This window comes from Pseudonocardia zijingensis, from assembly GCF_042657305.1.
GTDB classification, from domain to species: domain Bacteria; phylum Actinomycetota; class Actinomycetes; order Mycobacteriales; family Pseudonocardiaceae; genus Pseudonocardia; species Pseudonocardia zijingensis.
Genome location: NZ_JBHSKO010000004.1, coordinates 417,526 through 434,047 on the forward strand (window position 1 = coordinate 417,526; position 16,522 = coordinate 434,047).

Below are 16,522 nucleotides of genomic sequence, written 5' to 3' on the forward strand. Positions count from 1 at the left end.
GGAGGCTACTGGTGGGTGGGGACGGCGGCGGGCCGGCGCGCGTCGTCGGCGAGGTCGACGCTCTCGAGCGAGATGCCCTTCGTCTCGCGCGCGAACGCCACCGCGACCGTCGAGATGACGGCGGCGACCAGCAGGTAGACCGCGATCGGCGCGGACGAGTCGTAGGCCCGCAGCAGCGACGCGGTGATGAACGGCGCGAGCGACCCGGCGAAGATCGAGGTCATCTGGTAGCCGAAGGAGACACCGGAGTACCGCATCCGGGTCGGGAACATCTCGGCCATCATCGCCGGCTGCGGCGCGTACATCAGGGCGTGCACGACCACGCCGAGCACGAGCGCGACCACGATCAGCACGTCGCTGCCGGTGTCCATCAGCGGAAAGCCGACGAATCCCCATCCGCACATCAGCACCGAGCCCGCGAGGAAGACGGGCCTGCGCCCGAGGCGGTCGGCGAGGTGGCCGAAGAACGGCACGATCGCGAAGTGGATCGCGTGGACGATCACGAGCAGCAGCAGGATGTCGGTGGTCTCGCTGCCCACCTTGATCGACAGGTACGTGATCGAGAACGTGACGACCACCTGGTAGAGGATGTTCTCGGCCACCCGGGCGCCCATCGCCACGAGGATGCCCCGCGGGTAGCGGCGCACCACCTCGAAGACGCCCGCGTTCTCCACGGCCCGCGTCTTCGCCTTCTCCACGGCCTGCAGGAAGATCGGGGCTTCCTCGACCTGGGTGCGGATGTAGTAGCCGATCAGGACGATCACCGCCGACGCCCAGAACGCCACCCGCCAGCCCCACGCGAGGAACGCGTCCTCGGGCAGCGTGAACGCCAGCGACAGCAGCACCACCGTGGCCAGCAGGTTGCCGACCGGCAGCCCGGCCTGCGGCCAGCTCGACCAGAACGCGCGCCGCTCCGCCGGGCTGTGCTCGCCCACCAGCAGCACGGCCCCGCCCCACTCGCCGCCCACCGCGAACCCCTGCACGAAGCGCAGCAGCACCAGCAGCGCCGGGGCGCCGTAGCCGATCGCGTCGAAGCCGGGCAGGCAGCCGATGAGGAACGTGGCGGCGCCGACCAGCAGCAGGCTCACCTGCAGCAACTTCTTGCGCCCGTAGCGGTCGCCGAAGTAGCCGAACACCATGCCGCCCAGCGGGCGGGCGACGAAGCCGACCGCGTAGACGAGCAGCGCGTTGATGACCCCGTCGAGCGGGTTGCCGGTGCCGGGGAAGAACAGCGCACCGAAGACCAGCGCGGACGCCGCGGAGTAGAGCAGGAACTCGTACCACTCGGCCACGGTGCCCGCCATGGAGGCGGCGATGACCTTGCGCAGCTTCGCCGGGGAAGGGGGACGACTCACGGAAGGCTCCTTCGCCTGTGCCGGGAATGAGGAAGGTTCAGAGAGCGCTGCCGTGCTCGCGCATCACGGCGCGGACGTCGGCGCCGTCGATCTCGCGGTAGCCGGCGGACTTGCGCAGCGACAGCGACGTGGCGACGGCCGCGGCGTGGCCGTACTCGAAGCACTGCGCCGTGACGCGGGCCGACGCCAGCGCCTCGTGCTCGGCCGACAGGCAGCGGCCCGCGGTGATGACGTTCTCGCCGGTCGCGGGGACGAGGGCGAGGTAGGGGACCTCGTAGACGTCGCCGAGCAGCCACTCCAGGCGCGGGCGGTCGCCGCTGTGCAGCTCGATCGGCCAGGGTGAGCGCACGACCCCGTCGGGGCGCTTGCGGCAGCCGAGGACGTCGTCGTTGCGCAGGGTCTCCGCGCCGACGATGGAGCGGGTCTGGCGGATACCCGCCTCCACGCCGGTGTCGACGACGTGGGCGTCGGCGCAGCCGGGGACGTGGGCGCGCAGGAACGCGGCGTAGTCCCGGACCTGCGCGCGGCCGAGGATCTCGGCCTCGGTGAAGTCGGCGGGGTCGACGACGTTGAGCATCCGCCCGTCGCGCGCGGTCAGGCGGGTGGCGTTCACCAGGAGCTCCTGCGCGTGGGTGGTGCGGAAGATCCAGATCTTGGAACGCGGGAGGTCCAGCCCCTCGTCCCGCGCGGCGACGATCGCCTCCGACACCCACGGCGCGCAGATCGTGTCGCGCCCCCACGCCCGGTCGAACTCGGTCATGTCGACGCCGCCGAGCCGGAAGAACATCGTGGGGTTCTGGATGGAACCGTCCGCGCCGAAGACCGTGCGGTGCCCGGCCCGCGCGACGACCGCCGCGTCACCGGACGCGTCGATGGTGCGGGCCGCGCGGATCGTGGAGCGGCCGGCCGTCGACTCGACGACGACGCCGTGGTGCGTGCCGTCCGCGTCCAGCAGGACGCCGACGACGGTGGTGTGCAGCAGCACCGTGACGCCGGCCGTCGTGAGCAGGTGGTCGGCGACCTCGCGCCACACGAGCGGGTCGTGCGCCTCCGTGAACGTCTTGCCGTACAGCTGGGGCTCGGTGAGGCCACCCCGCTCGAGAAGCAGCTCGCGGAACCGCCCCGTGAAGCCCTCGACCACGCGACTGCGGCCCTCGTCGGCGTCCGCGGCGAGGTAGGACCCGCAGATCGTGCCGGACAGGCCCGCGACGGCCGCGCCCCCGCAGAACCCGTACTTCTCGACCAGCACGACGGACAGGCCCGACTCGGCCGCGACCGTCGCCGCCGCGACCCCGGCGGCACCACCACCGACCACCACGACGTCGACGTCGTGCAGGACGGGCAGGCCGTCGCCGCCCGCGTTGGTCAGCCGCCATCCCGGAAACTCGTCGACCGGTCGCGCATCACTCATATATCGGTTCTACATCGCCGATACGGGTCCCGGCAAGGGGCGCTGGGTTGAGCGGTGACCCCGAGGACCGCGACGCGGCGCTCTCGCCAGGTTCCGCGGAACGCAGCGGGGAGTCGACGGTCGCGTCGATCCCGCGTGGATCTCCTGAAACGACCCCGCCGCGCAGATCGAGTGTGTCAGGGTGGGGCACCGCGACTGGTCGACTTGGGGCTGCAGTGGACGACGTCGGAGCGCGACGAACCAACCGGTCGTGGCCCACTGGCAGCCTCTTGGCCCGACTGCCGACCGATGCACGCGACGCCTTGCTCGCCCAGACCCGGCCCCGCCGCTTCGCACCGACCGAGACGCTCCTGCATCAGGGCGCGACCGACCGACATGCCTATCTCATCCTCGACGGCAACGTGGCGGTGCACGTCATCGACAGCAGCGGCGTCGACGCCATGTTGGCCGTCCGACGGCGTGGCGACATCGTCGGCGAACTCGCAGCGCTCACCGGCGAACCCCGCAGCGCGACGGTGGTCGCGATGACCGACGTCCTGGCCGGCGTGATCACAGCGACCGCCCTGACGAAGGTCCTGACGACCCACCCGCCGGCGGCATGGGAGCTGGTACGGACACAAGCGCAACGGCTCGAGTGGGCGAACCAGCGGCGGGTCGACTTCGTGTCACGGCGTGCGGCAGCACGCGTGGCGCGCGTCCTCGCGGATCTCGCCCAGGAGATCGGCACCGGTAACGGGCAGCCCATCCGCGTCGAGCTCAGCCAGCGTGACATCGCCTCGATCGTCGGGATGGCCCTCAACACCGCCGAGAACGCACTGCGCAACCTGGCACGCCACGGGTACATCGAGCGCCGGTACCGCGCCGTCCTGGTCGTCGACTTGGCCGGCTTGGTCGAGTTCGCGAACTGGGAACGCGACAACCCGTAGTTTTCCGGAGTCCCGGACCCACATCCCGGCGACGATCGCCGCATGAACGACTCGTCGGAACCGGCTCTCGTCCGCCGGACCTGCATCACGGTCGACCTGGAGGGCTACAGCACGTTCGGCGCCCTGACACAGAAGGCGGCGCAACGCGGACTTGCCGAGGCCCTTGATACCGCAGCCGCCACGACGGGACTCCAGCGAACCACGTGGCAACTGCAGGACGCGGGCGACGGCGAGTTCGCGGTGCTCCCGCTCGGGGAGGACGAATCACTCGCAGTCGGAACCTTCCCCACGGAGCTCGACACGCAGTTCCGCATGCTGCACGAACGCGAAGGGCTACTGCTCCGGGCCCGGCTGGCGATCAACCACGGCATGGTGACGCCGGCAGCGAAGGGATTTGCCGGATGGGGGCCGTGCGACGCCGCGCGGATCGTCAACGCGCCCGCTGTGCGTGAGGCACTGCGAAGCATCCCGGAGGCACGGATCGTCGTTGCGCTGTCCCCGGAGATCTACCGGGACCTCGTACAGCAGGGTCACACGGCTCTCGATCCCGCACAGTTCAAGCAGGTCACGGTCCCTCGAACCGGCTTGGCGGCGTGGATCATGATTCCCAGGGTCCACCCCGATCTCATCCCGGACGAGGTCGACGACGATCTGGACGACGCTGCTGATCAGCCTGTGAGCCAACAGGCAACGGCGGAGAACTCTTCCGTCATGCAATCGGGTCGGGACACGACGGGGAACGTATCGGGCTCGAACAATTTTGTCGTCGGCTCGAACAGCAGGGTCACCGGCAGCAACAACACCAACTCGCCCGTGAACAACCTGTACCTCGGACCGAGGAATGACTGATCATCGAGAGCAGGTGCCCGGCGAGGGCGAGCCGATCGAGGCGAAGCAGGCCGACGAGCCGCACAGCGAGGACGAGCAACGCGTTCAGTCGAACCCGAAACGATCCGATGACGGCGATCCGGAGCCGGAATTCGAAGAAGTCCTGCGCTACGCGAAGCAGTTCATCAATTATGGGAACACCGTCCTGTACCTGGCACCGAACGCCTCGGCCGGCGCCAACGTCCGCATCCCAGCTCGCCTCCTCAGCGACGACGACGTCCATGCTGAGCTCACCTATTTCGTCCCCCCTGCCTCCTACGTGGAGGCTTCCGCGAAGCTGCAGCGTCGACGGCTCCTCATCTTGTGCGGCACGCAAGGGACGGGTCGGCGCTGCGGAGCACTGGCCCTGCTCACCCTGGCGGCGCCACCCGACGTCGACCACCTGGAGCCCGTGACCGAACTCCTCCCCCGGACCACGATCGAGGAGTTGCTCCACCTCACATTGAAGCCGAATAGGCGGTATGTCCTCCCCGACCTCGTCACGGGCGGAATCTCGTCCGAACGGCTTCGGTTCCGGCTCGACGAGCTTTCCGCCCACCTCACGTCTGCCGGCGCTGTACTGGTCGCGACGAGCAACTCTCCAGCAGACTTCTTCCCTTCGCACGCCGTCGACCTCGGCCGAATCGAATGCTCGAAAGTGCTGGACGCATATCTTCGACGTCAGACGCACGACTATGACGACGATACGGTCGAAAACTTGAGGAGCGTTGCCTCAAAGCGCCGACCAGCCGAAATGGCAACTTTCCTCACCCTACTGGAAGAATCCGGACCCCACACCGTATCGGAGCACTTCGAAAACGGCGACCAGCAAACGGTCAACAGTCTGATACTCCAGCACCCAGAATCCTACGAGCTTCTTCCGCTGATCGCTGCATCATTCCTTCCTGGCGCCTCCGAACGCTACTACGAGATGCACCTCGATCAGCTTCGCGAGCACGTCGACCAGCATGCACAGCGAACGCGCTGGAGCCGCGACTACAAGGATTGCATCGTCCAATCGCGGTCGGACCGCGCCACGTGGGTCGTTTCCCGCGAGCCTCCTCTTGATCGCCTGGAACGAACCGTGAAGCTCGCCGACACCGTGGAGTCGGCACACCTCCTGACGCGATTGCGCCAGCACTACGGACGAGAGCTTTGGGGTCCGGTCCACTCATGGCTGACGGAGCGGCCGAGGAAGATGCACGTCCGCGACGAAACTTCCCTCGCTGAGGGGATGGCGACCTTCGCTCGGGTCGACGCCGCCGGAGCCCGAGCGGTACTGGACGCCTGGGCCATCGAGAAGGAGTTGCCACCGCGTTGGGCGGCGGCTGCTGCGTTGTCCGCGATGTGCCGCGACAACAACGCCGACTTTGCCCTTCGGATCGCCATCGTGTGGTCATCCAGAAGTCGGAGAGAAAAGATCGTGGCAGCGATGGCCTTCAGCCAGGCACTCGGCCTGCAGCGGCCCGTCGAGGCGCTCAGCCGCCTCTGGTACCTCTGCCTCGGAGACATGATCGTCGCACGCCTCGCACGGATCCAGTTCGTCGCGTTCATCCGAGTCACCGCGCACGACACCGACATGCTGCGACTCACGCTCTCCATCGTCAACTGGCAACTGGAGCAACAGCTGCTCGGTCAGGCGTACCGGGACAAGAGCGTCAGTCAAGCGATCAGCACCGTGACTGCACTGCTGTCCGCCGACGTCACCCCTGACACGTCCCTGACGCTGCACGCACTCCGCTCCCTTCCCGATCACATCGACCTTCTCGGGAGCCTCTGGGCGCAGGTGTTGCGCACGTGGCCACACCGCGTTGCGGGACTGGACGTGCTCCGCGTGGCACACGGCGCGTTGCATTCCGTCGGCCAGTCCGATGCCTTCATCAAGCTCGGTAGATCAATAGCTAGTCGCGTCACCCGACAGGAGTGGGAGTGGATGTGTCGAGACCTGGCGCTTCCGACGGCGTGGATGCCGACGATGTTCCGCACGGAGATCGCTGTATGACTCCTGAGTCGTTCCCAGTGGTGGACGAACGTCCGTTGCTGCCGCCCGAGCGCCGCTGGTTCCGACGGCCGTGGCGCGACCCCGCGCTACTGCCCGCACTGATGCCCGGATGCGTCTACGTGTTCGCAACGAACTCGGAACGTTACACCGAGTGCGCCGATCCGGACGACCTCCGCGGCACGGAGCCGTATTTTGTCAACGCCAAGTGGGCGTGCATGGTCAACACCCGGTACCGCCAGATCACCACCACCGCGTGGATACCCGGTAAGGAGCCGCCGGACGATCTCGTGGTCACAGCGCTGTTCGGCTGCAAGGTCGACAACCCCGTCGAGGCGGCCAAGCGCGGTCCGGTTGACCTTCAGCAGCACCTCGACACCCAGTTCCGCCTCAACAAGGTTCTTCTCGAGATACAGCACCGGTTCTCGACCGAAAAGATCGAGACCGCTCGCACAATGGCGCCCGGATTGGTCAGACACGTTTACAAGAATGATCCTCCCATCATGGAAGGAGTGAGAATCACGCTCGAAGGCGTGTACCTGCACACGCCGGGCGAGCTGCGTCATCATTATGCCGAAGTACGTGACACGATTTGGGCTCGGGAGGTCGAGGCGCTGCGCGAGCGGTACGAGCTCGACCGCGTGGCACACACGGAGAAGCTGCTGACCTCGGCGGAGCGCGCACAGGCGGCAGCGATCGCCCGGCAGGAGACGAACACCTTGCGCGCTGCCGACCGCGCCTTCCAGGCGCGGGCTGACCGCACACAACACCTGGTGGACCAGGTCGAGAAGTGGCTCGACACCGACTCCGGCAAGCGAGCACTGATCGACCGGCGGCATCTCGCCGAAGAGCTCTTCGCACAGCTGACCGGCAAGCGCCTCCCGGTCGAGCTCGCACACGCACACCGCAACGGACGGGCGGAGCCGAAGGACGACGGTCCACGCCTGCCACCACCCGACCGCATCTCCCCCGCATGAGAGGACACATGGACGACGACTTGGTCCGCACCGTCGCGACGGCCGCGGCCACAGCGATCATCAGAGCGATCGGAACCGGCGCGTGGGAGGCCATCCGGGATCGCTGGTCCCGTGTCCTGGGCCGTGGTGTGCCGGACGAGGAAGCGGTGGTGGCCGGCGAGCTGGACGAATCGGCTGATGCCATCGCCTCTGCCGAGCCGGCCGACCGCGCACGACAAGCTGCCGAGCTCGAAGCCGAGTGGCGCGGAACCCTGCGCACCCGGCTCCGCTCAGACCCGGAGCTGCTCGCGGCGGTGCGCGAGCTCGTCGACACGCACCAGCCGTCCGACAGATCGGAAGTCGGCACCATCTCCCAGACCGCGAAGGTCCGCGGCGGGGTGAGCATCCAGTCGGGGCGGGACACCACGATCACGTGGCCCCGCTGAGCAGCCAGCCGTCGTTCCGCCGAACGCCCGCCTGCAGCGGAGCCGGGTCGACGGAGACACATCCGGCAGGGTCCCGGCCGGGTTCCGCGGAACCCGCCGCGTCCGGGAAGTGGTCAAGATCAGCGGATCGGGACATGAGCCGCACCCGTGCAGCACATACCCCGATCCTGCCGATCATGACCGGCGGGAAGGCGTCACCGCCCCTCGATCGCCTCCCGGATCTCCCCCACCCGGTCGGCGAGGAGCCCCACCGCCCCGACCGCGCGGGACATCGGGTCGTCCTCCGCCCCGCCGAGGGCCTGGTCGCGCAGGAACGCCTGCTTGACCTCGGTCCACCGCTGTGCCTGCTCGGGTGTGAGCCGCCCGCGCAGTTCGGCGAGCTTGAGCAGGTTGGCCTCGGCCCCGGAGGCGAAGGTCTGGGCCTCGCCGACGTAGTGGTCGTCGATCACGGCCTCGAGCTCGTCGGCGTTCATGGCGGGGACGATGCGCTCGGTCAGCTTGTTCATGTTGCGGTAGGAGCCCTGGAGCAGGAACGGCGGCTCGGCGCGGCTCGCGTCGGCCGTGGCCGCGGAGGCGATGTAGGCCTTGTTGTTGCCCAGCACCACCTGTTGCACGCGCAGCATCTTGCGCAGCACGGACAGCACCTCGTCGAGCTCGGCCGCCGAGTAGGGGTGGCTGAGCTGGTCGGGGCGGACGCCGTCGTCGCCGCGGGCGAGCCGCACGAGCAGCCGGATGTCGGACCGGTCGCGCATGGCCAGCGGGGTGAGCACCGGGTTGGACGTGAGCGCGTTCTCGACGTAGCTGAGCGCGAACAGCTCGTCCTTGCCGGACAGCACGTCGCCGAGGTTCCAGACGTCGGCGCGGTTGGCGAGCATGTCCGGCACCCGGAACCGCTTGCCCTCCTCGGTGTACGGGTTGCCGGCCATGCACACGGCGAACCGCTTGCCCCGCAGGTCGTAGGTGCGGGTGCGGCCGTCCCACACGCCCTCCATCCGGCGCTGCGCGTCGCAGAGCGAGATGAACTTCTGCAGCAGCTCGGGTGAGGTGTGCTGGATGTCGTCGAGGTAGAGCAGCACGTTGCTGCCCATCTCCAACGCGAAGTTGATCTTCTCGATCTCCTGGCGGGCTGTGGCGTTCGGGGCTTCCGCCGGGTCCACGGAGGTGACCGCGTGGCCCAGCGCGGGCCCGTTGACCTTCACGAACACCAGGCCGAGCCGGCTCGCGACGTACTCCATGAGCGTGGTCTTGCCGTAGCCGGGCGGGGAGATGAGCAGCAGCAGGCCGGACTGGTCCGTGCGCTTGGCGTCGCCCGCGGCGCCGAGCTGCCGGGCGAGGTTGGCGCCGATCAGCGGCAGGTACACCTCGTCGAGCAGGTGGTTGCGCACGAACCCGCTCATCACCTTCGGCTGGTACTCCGGCAGGCGCAGCCGCGCCCGCTCGGCCTCGACCAGCGCGATCCGCTGCTTCTGGTACTCGCGGAAACCGGGCACGCGCTCCTCGCGGAACCGTCGGCACCGGGTCAGCACCTCGTCGAGCCGGACGTGCAGCGTGCGGCCCTGCAGGCGCGGGTGGCTGCCGAGCAGCCCGTCCACCGTGGCGGTGAGCGACGCCGACGAGTCGCTCCGCGTCACGGCGGTGCCGCACAGCTCGAGCGTGATGGCCTCGGCCAGGTCGGCGGCGAACTCACCACCGCCCGTGGTGACGTAGGCCGACAGCCAGGCGTGGACCAGCTGGTACTGGGCCGGCAGGTCCCCGCGCAGCGCGCGCACGTCCTCGTCGAACTTCCGCCGCGACTCGGCGTCGACCCCGCCGAGCGCGCGGTGGAACCGCTCCTGGAGCGTGCGGGCCCCCGCGGCCGTGACGAACTCCGGGCTCCCGGTGGCGAGCTCCTCGAACAGGTACTCCCCCGCGAGCGCCGGGTCCGCATCCCCCAGCGAGAAGGCCTCGATCGCGTGGGCGAGCTCCGCGCACATCGCGTCGACCGCCGCCGACCGCCCGAACGCGGCCCGGGCGCGTGCCAGCGACGCCGCGCGGATCGTCCAGCTCTTGCGCGCCGCGTCGTCGGCGCCGAACGCCCAGAACAGCTGCGCCGCGGCGCGCTCGGCGCCCGGGTAGCGCAGCAGGCCCGCCCCGGCGTGCAACCGCACGAGGACCTCGAGGATCGCGGCGGCGTCGTGGTCGTGCACGCCGCGCTCGTAGCCCTCGTCGTAGCGGTTCGCGATCTCGGCGCGGACGACGGCCAGCAACCCGCCGCCGGTGACGGCGGCGTCGTGCAGGGCGTCGAGCCCGCCCTTCGCCTCGGCCGCGGCGAGGATCGAGGTGGCGAGGTGCTCCGCGCGGTAGACGTCGGCGGTCTCGGACACCACGAGCTGGTCCCAGAACGGCGCGGTGCGTGCGAACGCCTCGTCGCGGACGGGGGCGCGGTAGTCCGTGCCGGTGATCGAGAACGCCATGGCGCCCTCGTGCGGCACGAGGGTGAGGTCCACGGCCTGGGTGTTCACGGCGAAGACGTGACTGCCGAGGCGGATGGTCTCGCCGTCCGCCCCGTACAGGTCGAGCCGGTCGCGCAGGGCGCGCCCCGCCTCCTGGCGGGCCGCGGTGATCCGGCCGTCGAGCTCCTCGGCCCGGACCTGGTCGCCGATCCCGCGCAACTCCTCGGCGACGCTGCGCAGCTTCGCGACCATCGGGTCGGACGCGAAGTAGGTGTTGACCTCGTCGAGCGAGCCGAGCCCGGTGACCCGGCGGCGCACGCTCGACAGGATCCGCTCGGCCGAGGCCACCAGCCGGTCGGCCCGCCGGGCGCGCTCGTCGAGCAGCGCCTGCTTGCGCGACGAGAACGCCTCGTAGACGTCCTCCCGCTTGGTGGCGAGCTCGCCGAGGAAGTCGTCGAACTCGGCGAACCGCGACTCCAGGTTCTCCACCTGCAGCAGCAGCCTGCCGAGCTGCTCGTCGCAGGCCTCGGGGGTGTTCGCGGCCGCGAGCGCCCCGGTGATCGCCTGCCCGAGCAGAGCGAACTCGGCGGCGAACTCGGCCCGGCCCTCGGCGGCGAGCAGCTCGGACCGCCTGCCCTCGACGGTGGCGCGGGCCCGGTTGACGCCGGCGAGCACCTCCCCGACCCGTTCCAGGATGGCGGTGCGGACGGTCGCGTCGGCGATGCCGAGGGACCCGACGACGTCCGTGACGACCTGCAGCCCGCCGGTCTGGGCGGCCAGCCGCTCGCGGATCGGTTCGGCCTCCGCCACGGTGGCGATCCCGCCGGCGTCGGCGATCAGCTTGTCGATGTCGGCGTGGTAGGTGTCGAACGCGTCGTCGCCGCTGAGGAACTCGACGGCCCGCCTGCCCGCGTCGTCCAGCGCCTCGCGCAGGTCGGCGTCGAGGCCGTCGATGCGGGCCCGGTCGGCGTAGCGCATCTCCCGCACGGTGACCAGGTGGCCCTGGGCCTTGCGCAGGTCGGCCAGCAGCGTGACCCAGCCGTCGGCGGTGCGCGGCGCCAGCCCGCGGCTCGTGCGCACCAGCCCGCCCACCTGCTCGGCCGCCTCGTCGACGGCCGCGGTGGCCTGCGCGGTGAGCTCGGTGACCTTCTCGAACTCGTCGAGCACCTGCTCGGCGGTGTTCTGCAGGTCGGCGAGCGGGGTGCGCAGGTCGCCGAGCTCCTGCTCGCCGAGCCAGTGGAACGCGTCGAACGCGCGCCGGCACGCCGCGATCAGCGCCTCGAACACGGGGACGGCGGGCGCCATCTCGTCGACCATGCGCGCCACCGACAGACAGTCGGAGATGCCGCGCACGAGGTCGGCGTTGCCGATGCGCTCGAGGGGCCCCGTGCCGGCAGGCTGGGCCGCCGCGTAGAGGTCGGACTGGTAGGGCGTCTGCCAGACCTGCATGGCGTGGACCCGCGTCGGCTCGTCCGACGCCGCCCGGAACATCACCATCGTGCCGTCGTCGAACAGCGAGTAGCCGTGGCACGGGAGGGGGTTGGCCACCTCCTTGCGGATCACGTTGTAGGGCAGCAGCAGGTAGAAACCCTCGGCGCGGGCGTGGAAGACGTACAGCACGTCCTCGCCGTTGGGCGAGCGGATCACCCGCTCGAACTCGAGGTCGTCCACCGCGGTGTCGAACGACCGGCTCACCCCGGTGGCCAGGTAGTAGCCGCCGGGGAAGATCAGCCCCTGGTCCTCGGGCAGGCGCTGGCAGGCCTGCCCGATCCCGTCGGCGCGCACGACCTCCTTCGTGCGGGTGTTGAACACCAGGTACCGGTACCGCTCCTCGTTGTACGGCCGGATCCGCAGCAGGATCATCGGCCCCACCTGCGCGTACGACACGTCGGCGTCGGCGAGGCTCTGCAGCGGCTCGTCGACCGGCTCCGAGTAGATCCCCTCGCCGGTCTCGGTGTTGTTCTCCACCTTGACGGTGAGCGTGCCGCCAAGCGTCTCGACGAACACCTGGCCCAGGATCGACAGGTGCGGGTGCCGGCCGAGCACCTGGTCGTCGCGGGTGGCCTCGGTCCAGGTGAAGTCGTGCGAGGGCGGGAACACGTGCTCGCGCTCGCCGCGGTTGTCCACGTAGGACACCGCGCCGTCCGGCGTGACGCTCCAGCGGAGCACCTTGATGTCGCCGGTACGCCGTCCCGTCTGGAACACCGCGAGCAGCGAGCCCTCCACCTTGCGCAGCTGCAGCAGGCGGGTGTCCTTGTAATAGCGGTACAGCTCGGTGAAGTCGCGCTGGAACTGCGCGTCGCCGAGCAGCGCCTCCCGCCCGCCCGCGGCGGCGTCGAACCGGAACGCCGAGCCGTCGCGGGCGAACGTGTGCACCGAGAACACGTCGTCCACCGTGGTCTCCGGTTTGAGACCGATGTAGACGTTGTAGCCGAACAGCATCAGCCCGCCGACGGACACGATGTCGCGCGGCACGCAGTTGTTCTCCGTGCGGACGCGCTCGGTGCCCAGCAGCTCCAGCGTCGCGGACCCGAACGTCGACACCCGGCACTCGTTGAGGGCACCGGCCCGCCGAGCCAGCTCCGCGGCGTGCTCGGCGAGCCGCGTGCGCAGCAGCTCGTAGGTGCCCCCGTCGAGCCGGGCCGGTTCCCCCGGCGCGGCCACGTCCGCGGCGGTGACGCCGGCGGTCATTTCGCCGCGACGGGCAGGCTCGCCACGGACGTGTCGGCCAGGCCGAGCTGCTGCGCGAGCGCGTGCAGCTGCTGGGCCTTCGCCGAGTCCGGACCACCCTGATTGATCATCTTGAGCAGGAACGCCGACAGGGTGAGGTTCTTGACCTCCTCGCTACCGGCGCCGGCCAGCAGCTTGCCGATGTCCTCCATGAGGTTGCCCTCGCCGTTCACCCAGCGGCCGGTGATGGCCCGGGTGACCTCGGAGCTGTCGACGATCGCGTCGATGCCCTTGCCGAGCGCGACCGAGCTCATCAGCTTGTCGAGGAACATGCTGTCGCCGCCGACGATGTCGATGTCGGCGCTCTCGAGGCCCTTCGACAGCACGCTGGCCTGTGCCTCGGCGATCTGCCGGTGGACGTCGATCTTGGCGATCGCGATCTCCTTGTCGGTCTCCAGCCGCAGTCGGAACTCCTCGTGATCGCGGGACGCGGCGTCCAGCTCCGCCATCGCCGCGGCCTTGTCGCGCAGGCCCTCGGCCTCGCCCTGCAGCTTGAGCCGCAGCGCGTCGGCGGCCACGGCGGCCTTCTCCCGCTCGACGAGCGCCTCGGCGCGCCCGACCTTCTCCACGGCCTCCGCGCTGCGCTCGCTGACCTGCACCTCGGCCAGCCCGGCCGCGGCGGCCTCGGCCTGCACACCCTCCGCGAGCCGGATCTTGGCGCGGGCCTCCAGGTCGGCGGCCTGCTGCTCGGCCTCGGCCAGCGTGAGCCGCTCCTTGGCCTTGTGCGCGGCCGCCGCCTCGGCCGCTTCGGCGGCCTTGATGTCCTTGACCAGGTTCTCCTGCGCCTCGGCCTCGGCACGGATCACCGTGGCCTGACGCTCCCGCTCGGCCTCCTCGACGACCCGCAGCCGGTTGATGCTCTCCTCCTGCTCGGCGACCGTGCGGTCGACGGCGACGCGCTCCCGCACGACGTCGGCGACGGCCCGGCGCTCGACCTCGACCTCCTTGATCTTGGCGATCTCGGCGAGCTCCACCTCGCGGTCGCGCCCCACGACCTCCAGCAGCCGGTCCTTCTCGATCCGCTCCGACTCGATCGCGATCACGCGCTCCCGGTTCTTCGCCGCGACCGCGATCTCACGCTGCTGGTTCTGCTGCTGCACGCCGAGCGCCTCGTCGGTGCGCAGGTTCGCCGCCTGCGCCTTGAGCCGCTCCTCGGCCTGCACCCGCAGGGTCTCGGCCTCCTCGCGGGCCCGGACCGTCTCGACCTCGCGCTTCTGCTTGGACTCCGCGTCGGCCTGCTGCCGCTCCAGCTCGAGGATCGCCTCCCGGGCCTCCACGTTCTGGCGGGTGATCTCCTTCTCCTCGTTGCGCCGGTACTCGTTGGTGCGGATGTGCTCCAGCGCCGTGAGCTCGGTGATCTTGCGGATGCCCTGCGCGTCGAGGATGTTGTCGGAGTCGAGCGACTCGATCGGCGTCTGCTCGAGGTAGTCGATCGCGGCGTCCTCGAGGCTGTAGCCGTTGAGGTCGGTGCCGATCACCGCGATGATCCGGTCGCGGAACTCGTCGCGCTTGGTGTAGAGGTCGACGAAGTCGAGGTGCTTGCCGACCGTCTTCAACGCCTCGGAGAACTTCGCCGCGAACAGCGTCTGCAACGTCGACTGGTCGCTGGCCCGCTCGGTGCCGATCGCCTGGGCGACCTTGATGACGTCCTCGACGGTCTTGTTCACCCGCACGAAGAACGTGATGCGGATGTCGGCGCGGATGTTGTCGCGGCAGATGAGTCCGTCGTGACCGGTGCGCTCGATCTCGATCGTCTTGACCGAGATGTCCATGAACTCGGCCCGGTGCACCACCGGCAGCACGACTGCGCCGGTGAACGTGACGTCGACCTTGCGCATCTTGGAGACGATCAGGGCGCGGCCCTGGTCGACCTTCTTGAACAGCCTGCTGATCGCGATGAGCATCACGATCACGATCAGCAGGACGACACCGAGTGCGATCCCGGTGGACAGTGCGATCGATTCCATCAGTGTTCCTTGGTCGGTGGGTCCGGTGGCTGGGCCGACGGCGCGACGTCCACCCAGAAGATCTCTTTCTCGGCGTCGTAATCGAAGATCAACGCTTCCGAGCCGGAACGCAGCAGGCCCCGGCCTTCCATCTCGGCGGGCCTGCGCACCTGCACGATCGCCGACGAACCGTCGGCGGAGGTGATCTCCGCCTGGCCGAACGTCTCGCTCACGTGACCGGTCCGGATCACGCAGATGCGGCCGACGAAGTCGCTGCGCGTCGGCTCGACGGCGCTCGGCAGCGCCCTGCGGATCGGCACGACGACGAGCCTGGTGACGACGAGGCCGCCGGCCAGGGCGACGAGGAGCACCGCCCCGCCGAGAAGCACGCCGACCGCACCGTCGAGCGCCAGCTCGCCGAGCACGATCGTGCCGATCATGGCCAGCAACCAGGACAGCGTGATCCACAGCGACAGCGCGACCATGAGCGGCACACCGCCGAGGCCCAGCGAGTCGATCACGCCACCGCCCGCCCCGTCGCCCGCGTCGCCGTCGAAGAGGTCGAAGTCGGCACCGACCAGCACGAGCAGCCAGTACAGGACGACCACGACCAGCAGGAAGCTGAACAACACCGCCGGGAACGTCACGGTGGCGGCCAGGAACCCCGACATGCTGCTGCGTCCCCCTCCTCCAGCCGCCGCCCCCGTCGAACGCGGCCATGCCCCCCGGCTCGCGCAGCGATCATCCGCCGCTGCCACCAGGAGATCATCCGTGCTTCTACTGAACCGACCCACCGCGGGGCCAGGAGGTTGGGGGCGATCGATGCGAGATCGTCGCCGACAGGGCTCACACCGTAGGTCGGCGGCGGGCGGGTACCCGCCGCCCATGAAGACTCCCAGGTCGCTCCGCCCCCTGTTGATCACCACTGCCGCGGTGGCCGCCACGGCGGCGGCGGGGAAGGTCGGCACGGACGTCACGTCCCGCTGGTACCGGCGCCTGGACAAGCCGAGCTGGCAACCACCGGGCGCGGCGTTCCCCGTGGTCTGGAGCGTGCTGTACGCCCTGATCGCCGGGAGCGGGGCGCGGGCGCTCGACCGGGCGGAGCAGGAAGGCCCGCAGGCGCGGAACCGCTACCTGGGCGCCTACGGCACCAACCTCGCGCTCAACGCCGGCTGGACCTGGAGCTTCTTCACCGCGCAGAACCCGCCGCCGGCGACGCTCGAGGTGCTCGCGCTGGAGGCCTCCACCCTCGACCTCGTCCGTCGGACGTGGCAGCTCGACCGCAACGCCGGGATCGCACTGCTGCCCTACGCCGCGTGGACCACGTTCGCCACCGCGCTGACGGCGGAGATCGCCCGCCGCAATCGATGAAATCCGGGCCGTCCCCACGCCCATGATCACGGGTTTGGCGCATTCCCGGGTCGATTTCGCCCGGGAATGCGCCAAAGCCCTGA

Annotated in this window: 11 protein-coding genes; 6 read left to right on the forward strand and 5 right to left on the reverse strand. The window is 69.8% G+C overall.

Annotated features, from left to right (window positions below; translation table 11 throughout):
* Window positions 1-5: 5 nt before the first annotated feature.
* Window positions 6-1,355, reverse strand: a complete 1,350-nt coding sequence (locus ACFPL3_RS11830) for an MFS transporter (RefSeq protein WP_343939853.1) — start codon at window positions 1,353-1,355, stop codon at window positions 6-8.
* 37 nt (window positions 1,356-1,392) lie between these two features.
* Complete coding sequence (locus ACFPL3_RS11835; RefSeq protein WP_343939855.1) at window positions 1,393-2,766, reverse strand: FAD-dependent oxidoreductase; 1,374 nt, start codon at window positions 2,764-2,766, stop codon at window positions 1,393-1,395.
* 215 nt (window positions 2,767-2,981) lie between these two features.
* Between ACFPL3_RS11835 and ACFPL3_RS11840 the strand changes: the two genes are divergently transcribed.
* The 5 genes from ACFPL3_RS11840 to ACFPL3_RS11860 are packed head-to-tail and all read left to right on the forward strand — an operon-like array spanning window position 2,982 to window position 7,960.
* On the forward strand, window positions 2,982-3,692 hold the full coding sequence (locus ACFPL3_RS11840; RefSeq protein ID WP_343939857.1) for a Crp/Fnr family transcriptional regulator: 711 nt from the start codon (window positions 2,982-2,984) through the stop codon (window positions 3,690-3,692).
* Between the two features lie 42 nt (window positions 3,693-3,734).
* Window positions 3,735-4,541 (forward strand): hypothetical protein, encoded by an 807-nt coding sequence (locus tag ACFPL3_RS11845; protein ID WP_343939859.1) that lies wholly within the window; start codon window positions 3,735-3,737, stop codon window positions 4,539-4,541.
* A gap of 13 nt (window positions 4,542-4,554) precedes the next feature.
* Window positions 4,555-6,561, forward strand: a complete 2,007-nt coding sequence (locus ACFPL3_RS11850; RefSeq protein ID WP_379588912.1) for a hypothetical protein — start codon at window positions 4,555-4,557, stop codon at window positions 6,559-6,561.
* Window positions 6,558-7,535 (forward strand): hypothetical protein, encoded by a 978-nt coding sequence (locus tag ACFPL3_RS11855; RefSeq protein WP_343939863.1) that lies wholly within the window; start codon window positions 6,558-6,560, stop codon window positions 7,533-7,535. The genes ACFPL3_RS11850 and ACFPL3_RS11855 overlap by 4 nt, the downstream gene beginning before the upstream one ends.
* Window positions 7,536-7,555: 20 nt before the next feature.
* Window positions 7,556-7,960, forward strand: a complete 405-nt coding sequence (locus ACFPL3_RS11860; RefSeq protein WP_343939865.1) for a hypothetical protein — start codon at window positions 7,556-7,558, stop codon at window positions 7,958-7,960.
* A 194-nt stretch (window positions 7,961-8,154) separates the two neighbouring features.
* Here the strand turns inward: ACFPL3_RS11860 and ACFPL3_RS11865 are convergent, their stop codons facing one another.
* The 3 genes from ACFPL3_RS11865 to ACFPL3_RS11875 are packed head-to-tail and all read right to left on the reverse strand — an operon-like array spanning window position 8,155 to window position 15,739.
* The gene (locus ACFPL3_RS11865) at window positions 8,155-13,083 is read right to left on the reverse strand and encodes a DNA repair ATPase (RefSeq protein WP_343939867.1); all 4,929 of its coding nucleotides are present in this window, start codon (window positions 13,081-13,083) and stop codon (window positions 8,155-8,157) included.
* Complete coding sequence (locus ACFPL3_RS11870; protein WP_343939869.1) at window positions 13,080-15,089, reverse strand: flotillin family protein; 2,010 nt, start codon at window positions 15,087-15,089, stop codon at window positions 13,080-13,082. Before ACFPL3_RS11870 ends, ACFPL3_RS11865 begins: the two co-directional genes overlap by 4 nt.
* On the reverse strand, window positions 15,089-15,739 hold the full coding sequence (locus ACFPL3_RS11875; RefSeq protein WP_343939871.1) for a hypothetical protein: 651 nt from the start codon (window positions 15,737-15,739) through the stop codon (window positions 15,089-15,091). Before ACFPL3_RS11875 ends, ACFPL3_RS11870 begins: the two co-directional genes overlap by 1 nt.
* A gap of 214 nt (window positions 15,740-15,953) precedes the next feature.
* Here ACFPL3_RS11875 and ACFPL3_RS11880 point away from each other — a divergent pair, with 214 nt between their 5' ends.
* Window positions 15,954-16,439: a TspO/MBR family protein gene (locus ACFPL3_RS11880; protein ID WP_343939873.1), complete on the forward strand. Its 486-nt coding sequence runs from the start codon at window positions 15,954-15,956 to the stop codon at window positions 16,437-16,439.
* Window positions 16,440-16,522: the final 83 nt, after the last annotated feature.

Bases quoted from the DNA above. Each gene is read 5' to 3' on its own strand.
- ACFPL3_RS11835 (WP_343939855.1), bottom strand. From the start codon at position 2,766: ATGAGTGATGCGCGACCGGTCGACGAGTTTCCGGGATGGCGGCTGACC.
- ACFPL3_RS11845 (WP_343939859.1), top strand. From the start codon at position 3,735: ATGAACGACTCGTCGGAACCGGCTCTCGTCCGCCGGACCTGCATCACG.
- ACFPL3_RS11855 (WP_343939863.1), top strand. From the start codon at position 6,558: ATGACTCCTGAGTCGTTCCCAGTGGTGGACGAACGTCCGTTGCTGCCG.
- ACFPL3_RS11865 (WP_343939867.1), bottom strand. From the start codon at position 13,083: ATGACCGCCGGCGTCACCGCCGCGGACGTGGCCGCGCCGGGGGAACCG.
- ACFPL3_RS11870 (WP_343939869.1), bottom strand. From the start codon at position 15,089: ATGGAATCGATCGCACTGTCCACCGGGATCGCACTCGGTGTCGTCCTG.
- ACFPL3_RS11875 (WP_343939871.1), bottom strand. From the start codon at position 15,739: ATGTCGGGGTTCCTGGCCGCCACCGTGACGTTCCCGGCGGTGTTGTTC.
- ACFPL3_RS11880 (WP_343939873.1), top strand. From the start codon at position 15,954: ATGAAGACTCCCAGGTCGCTCCGCCCCCTGTTGATCACCACTGCCGCG.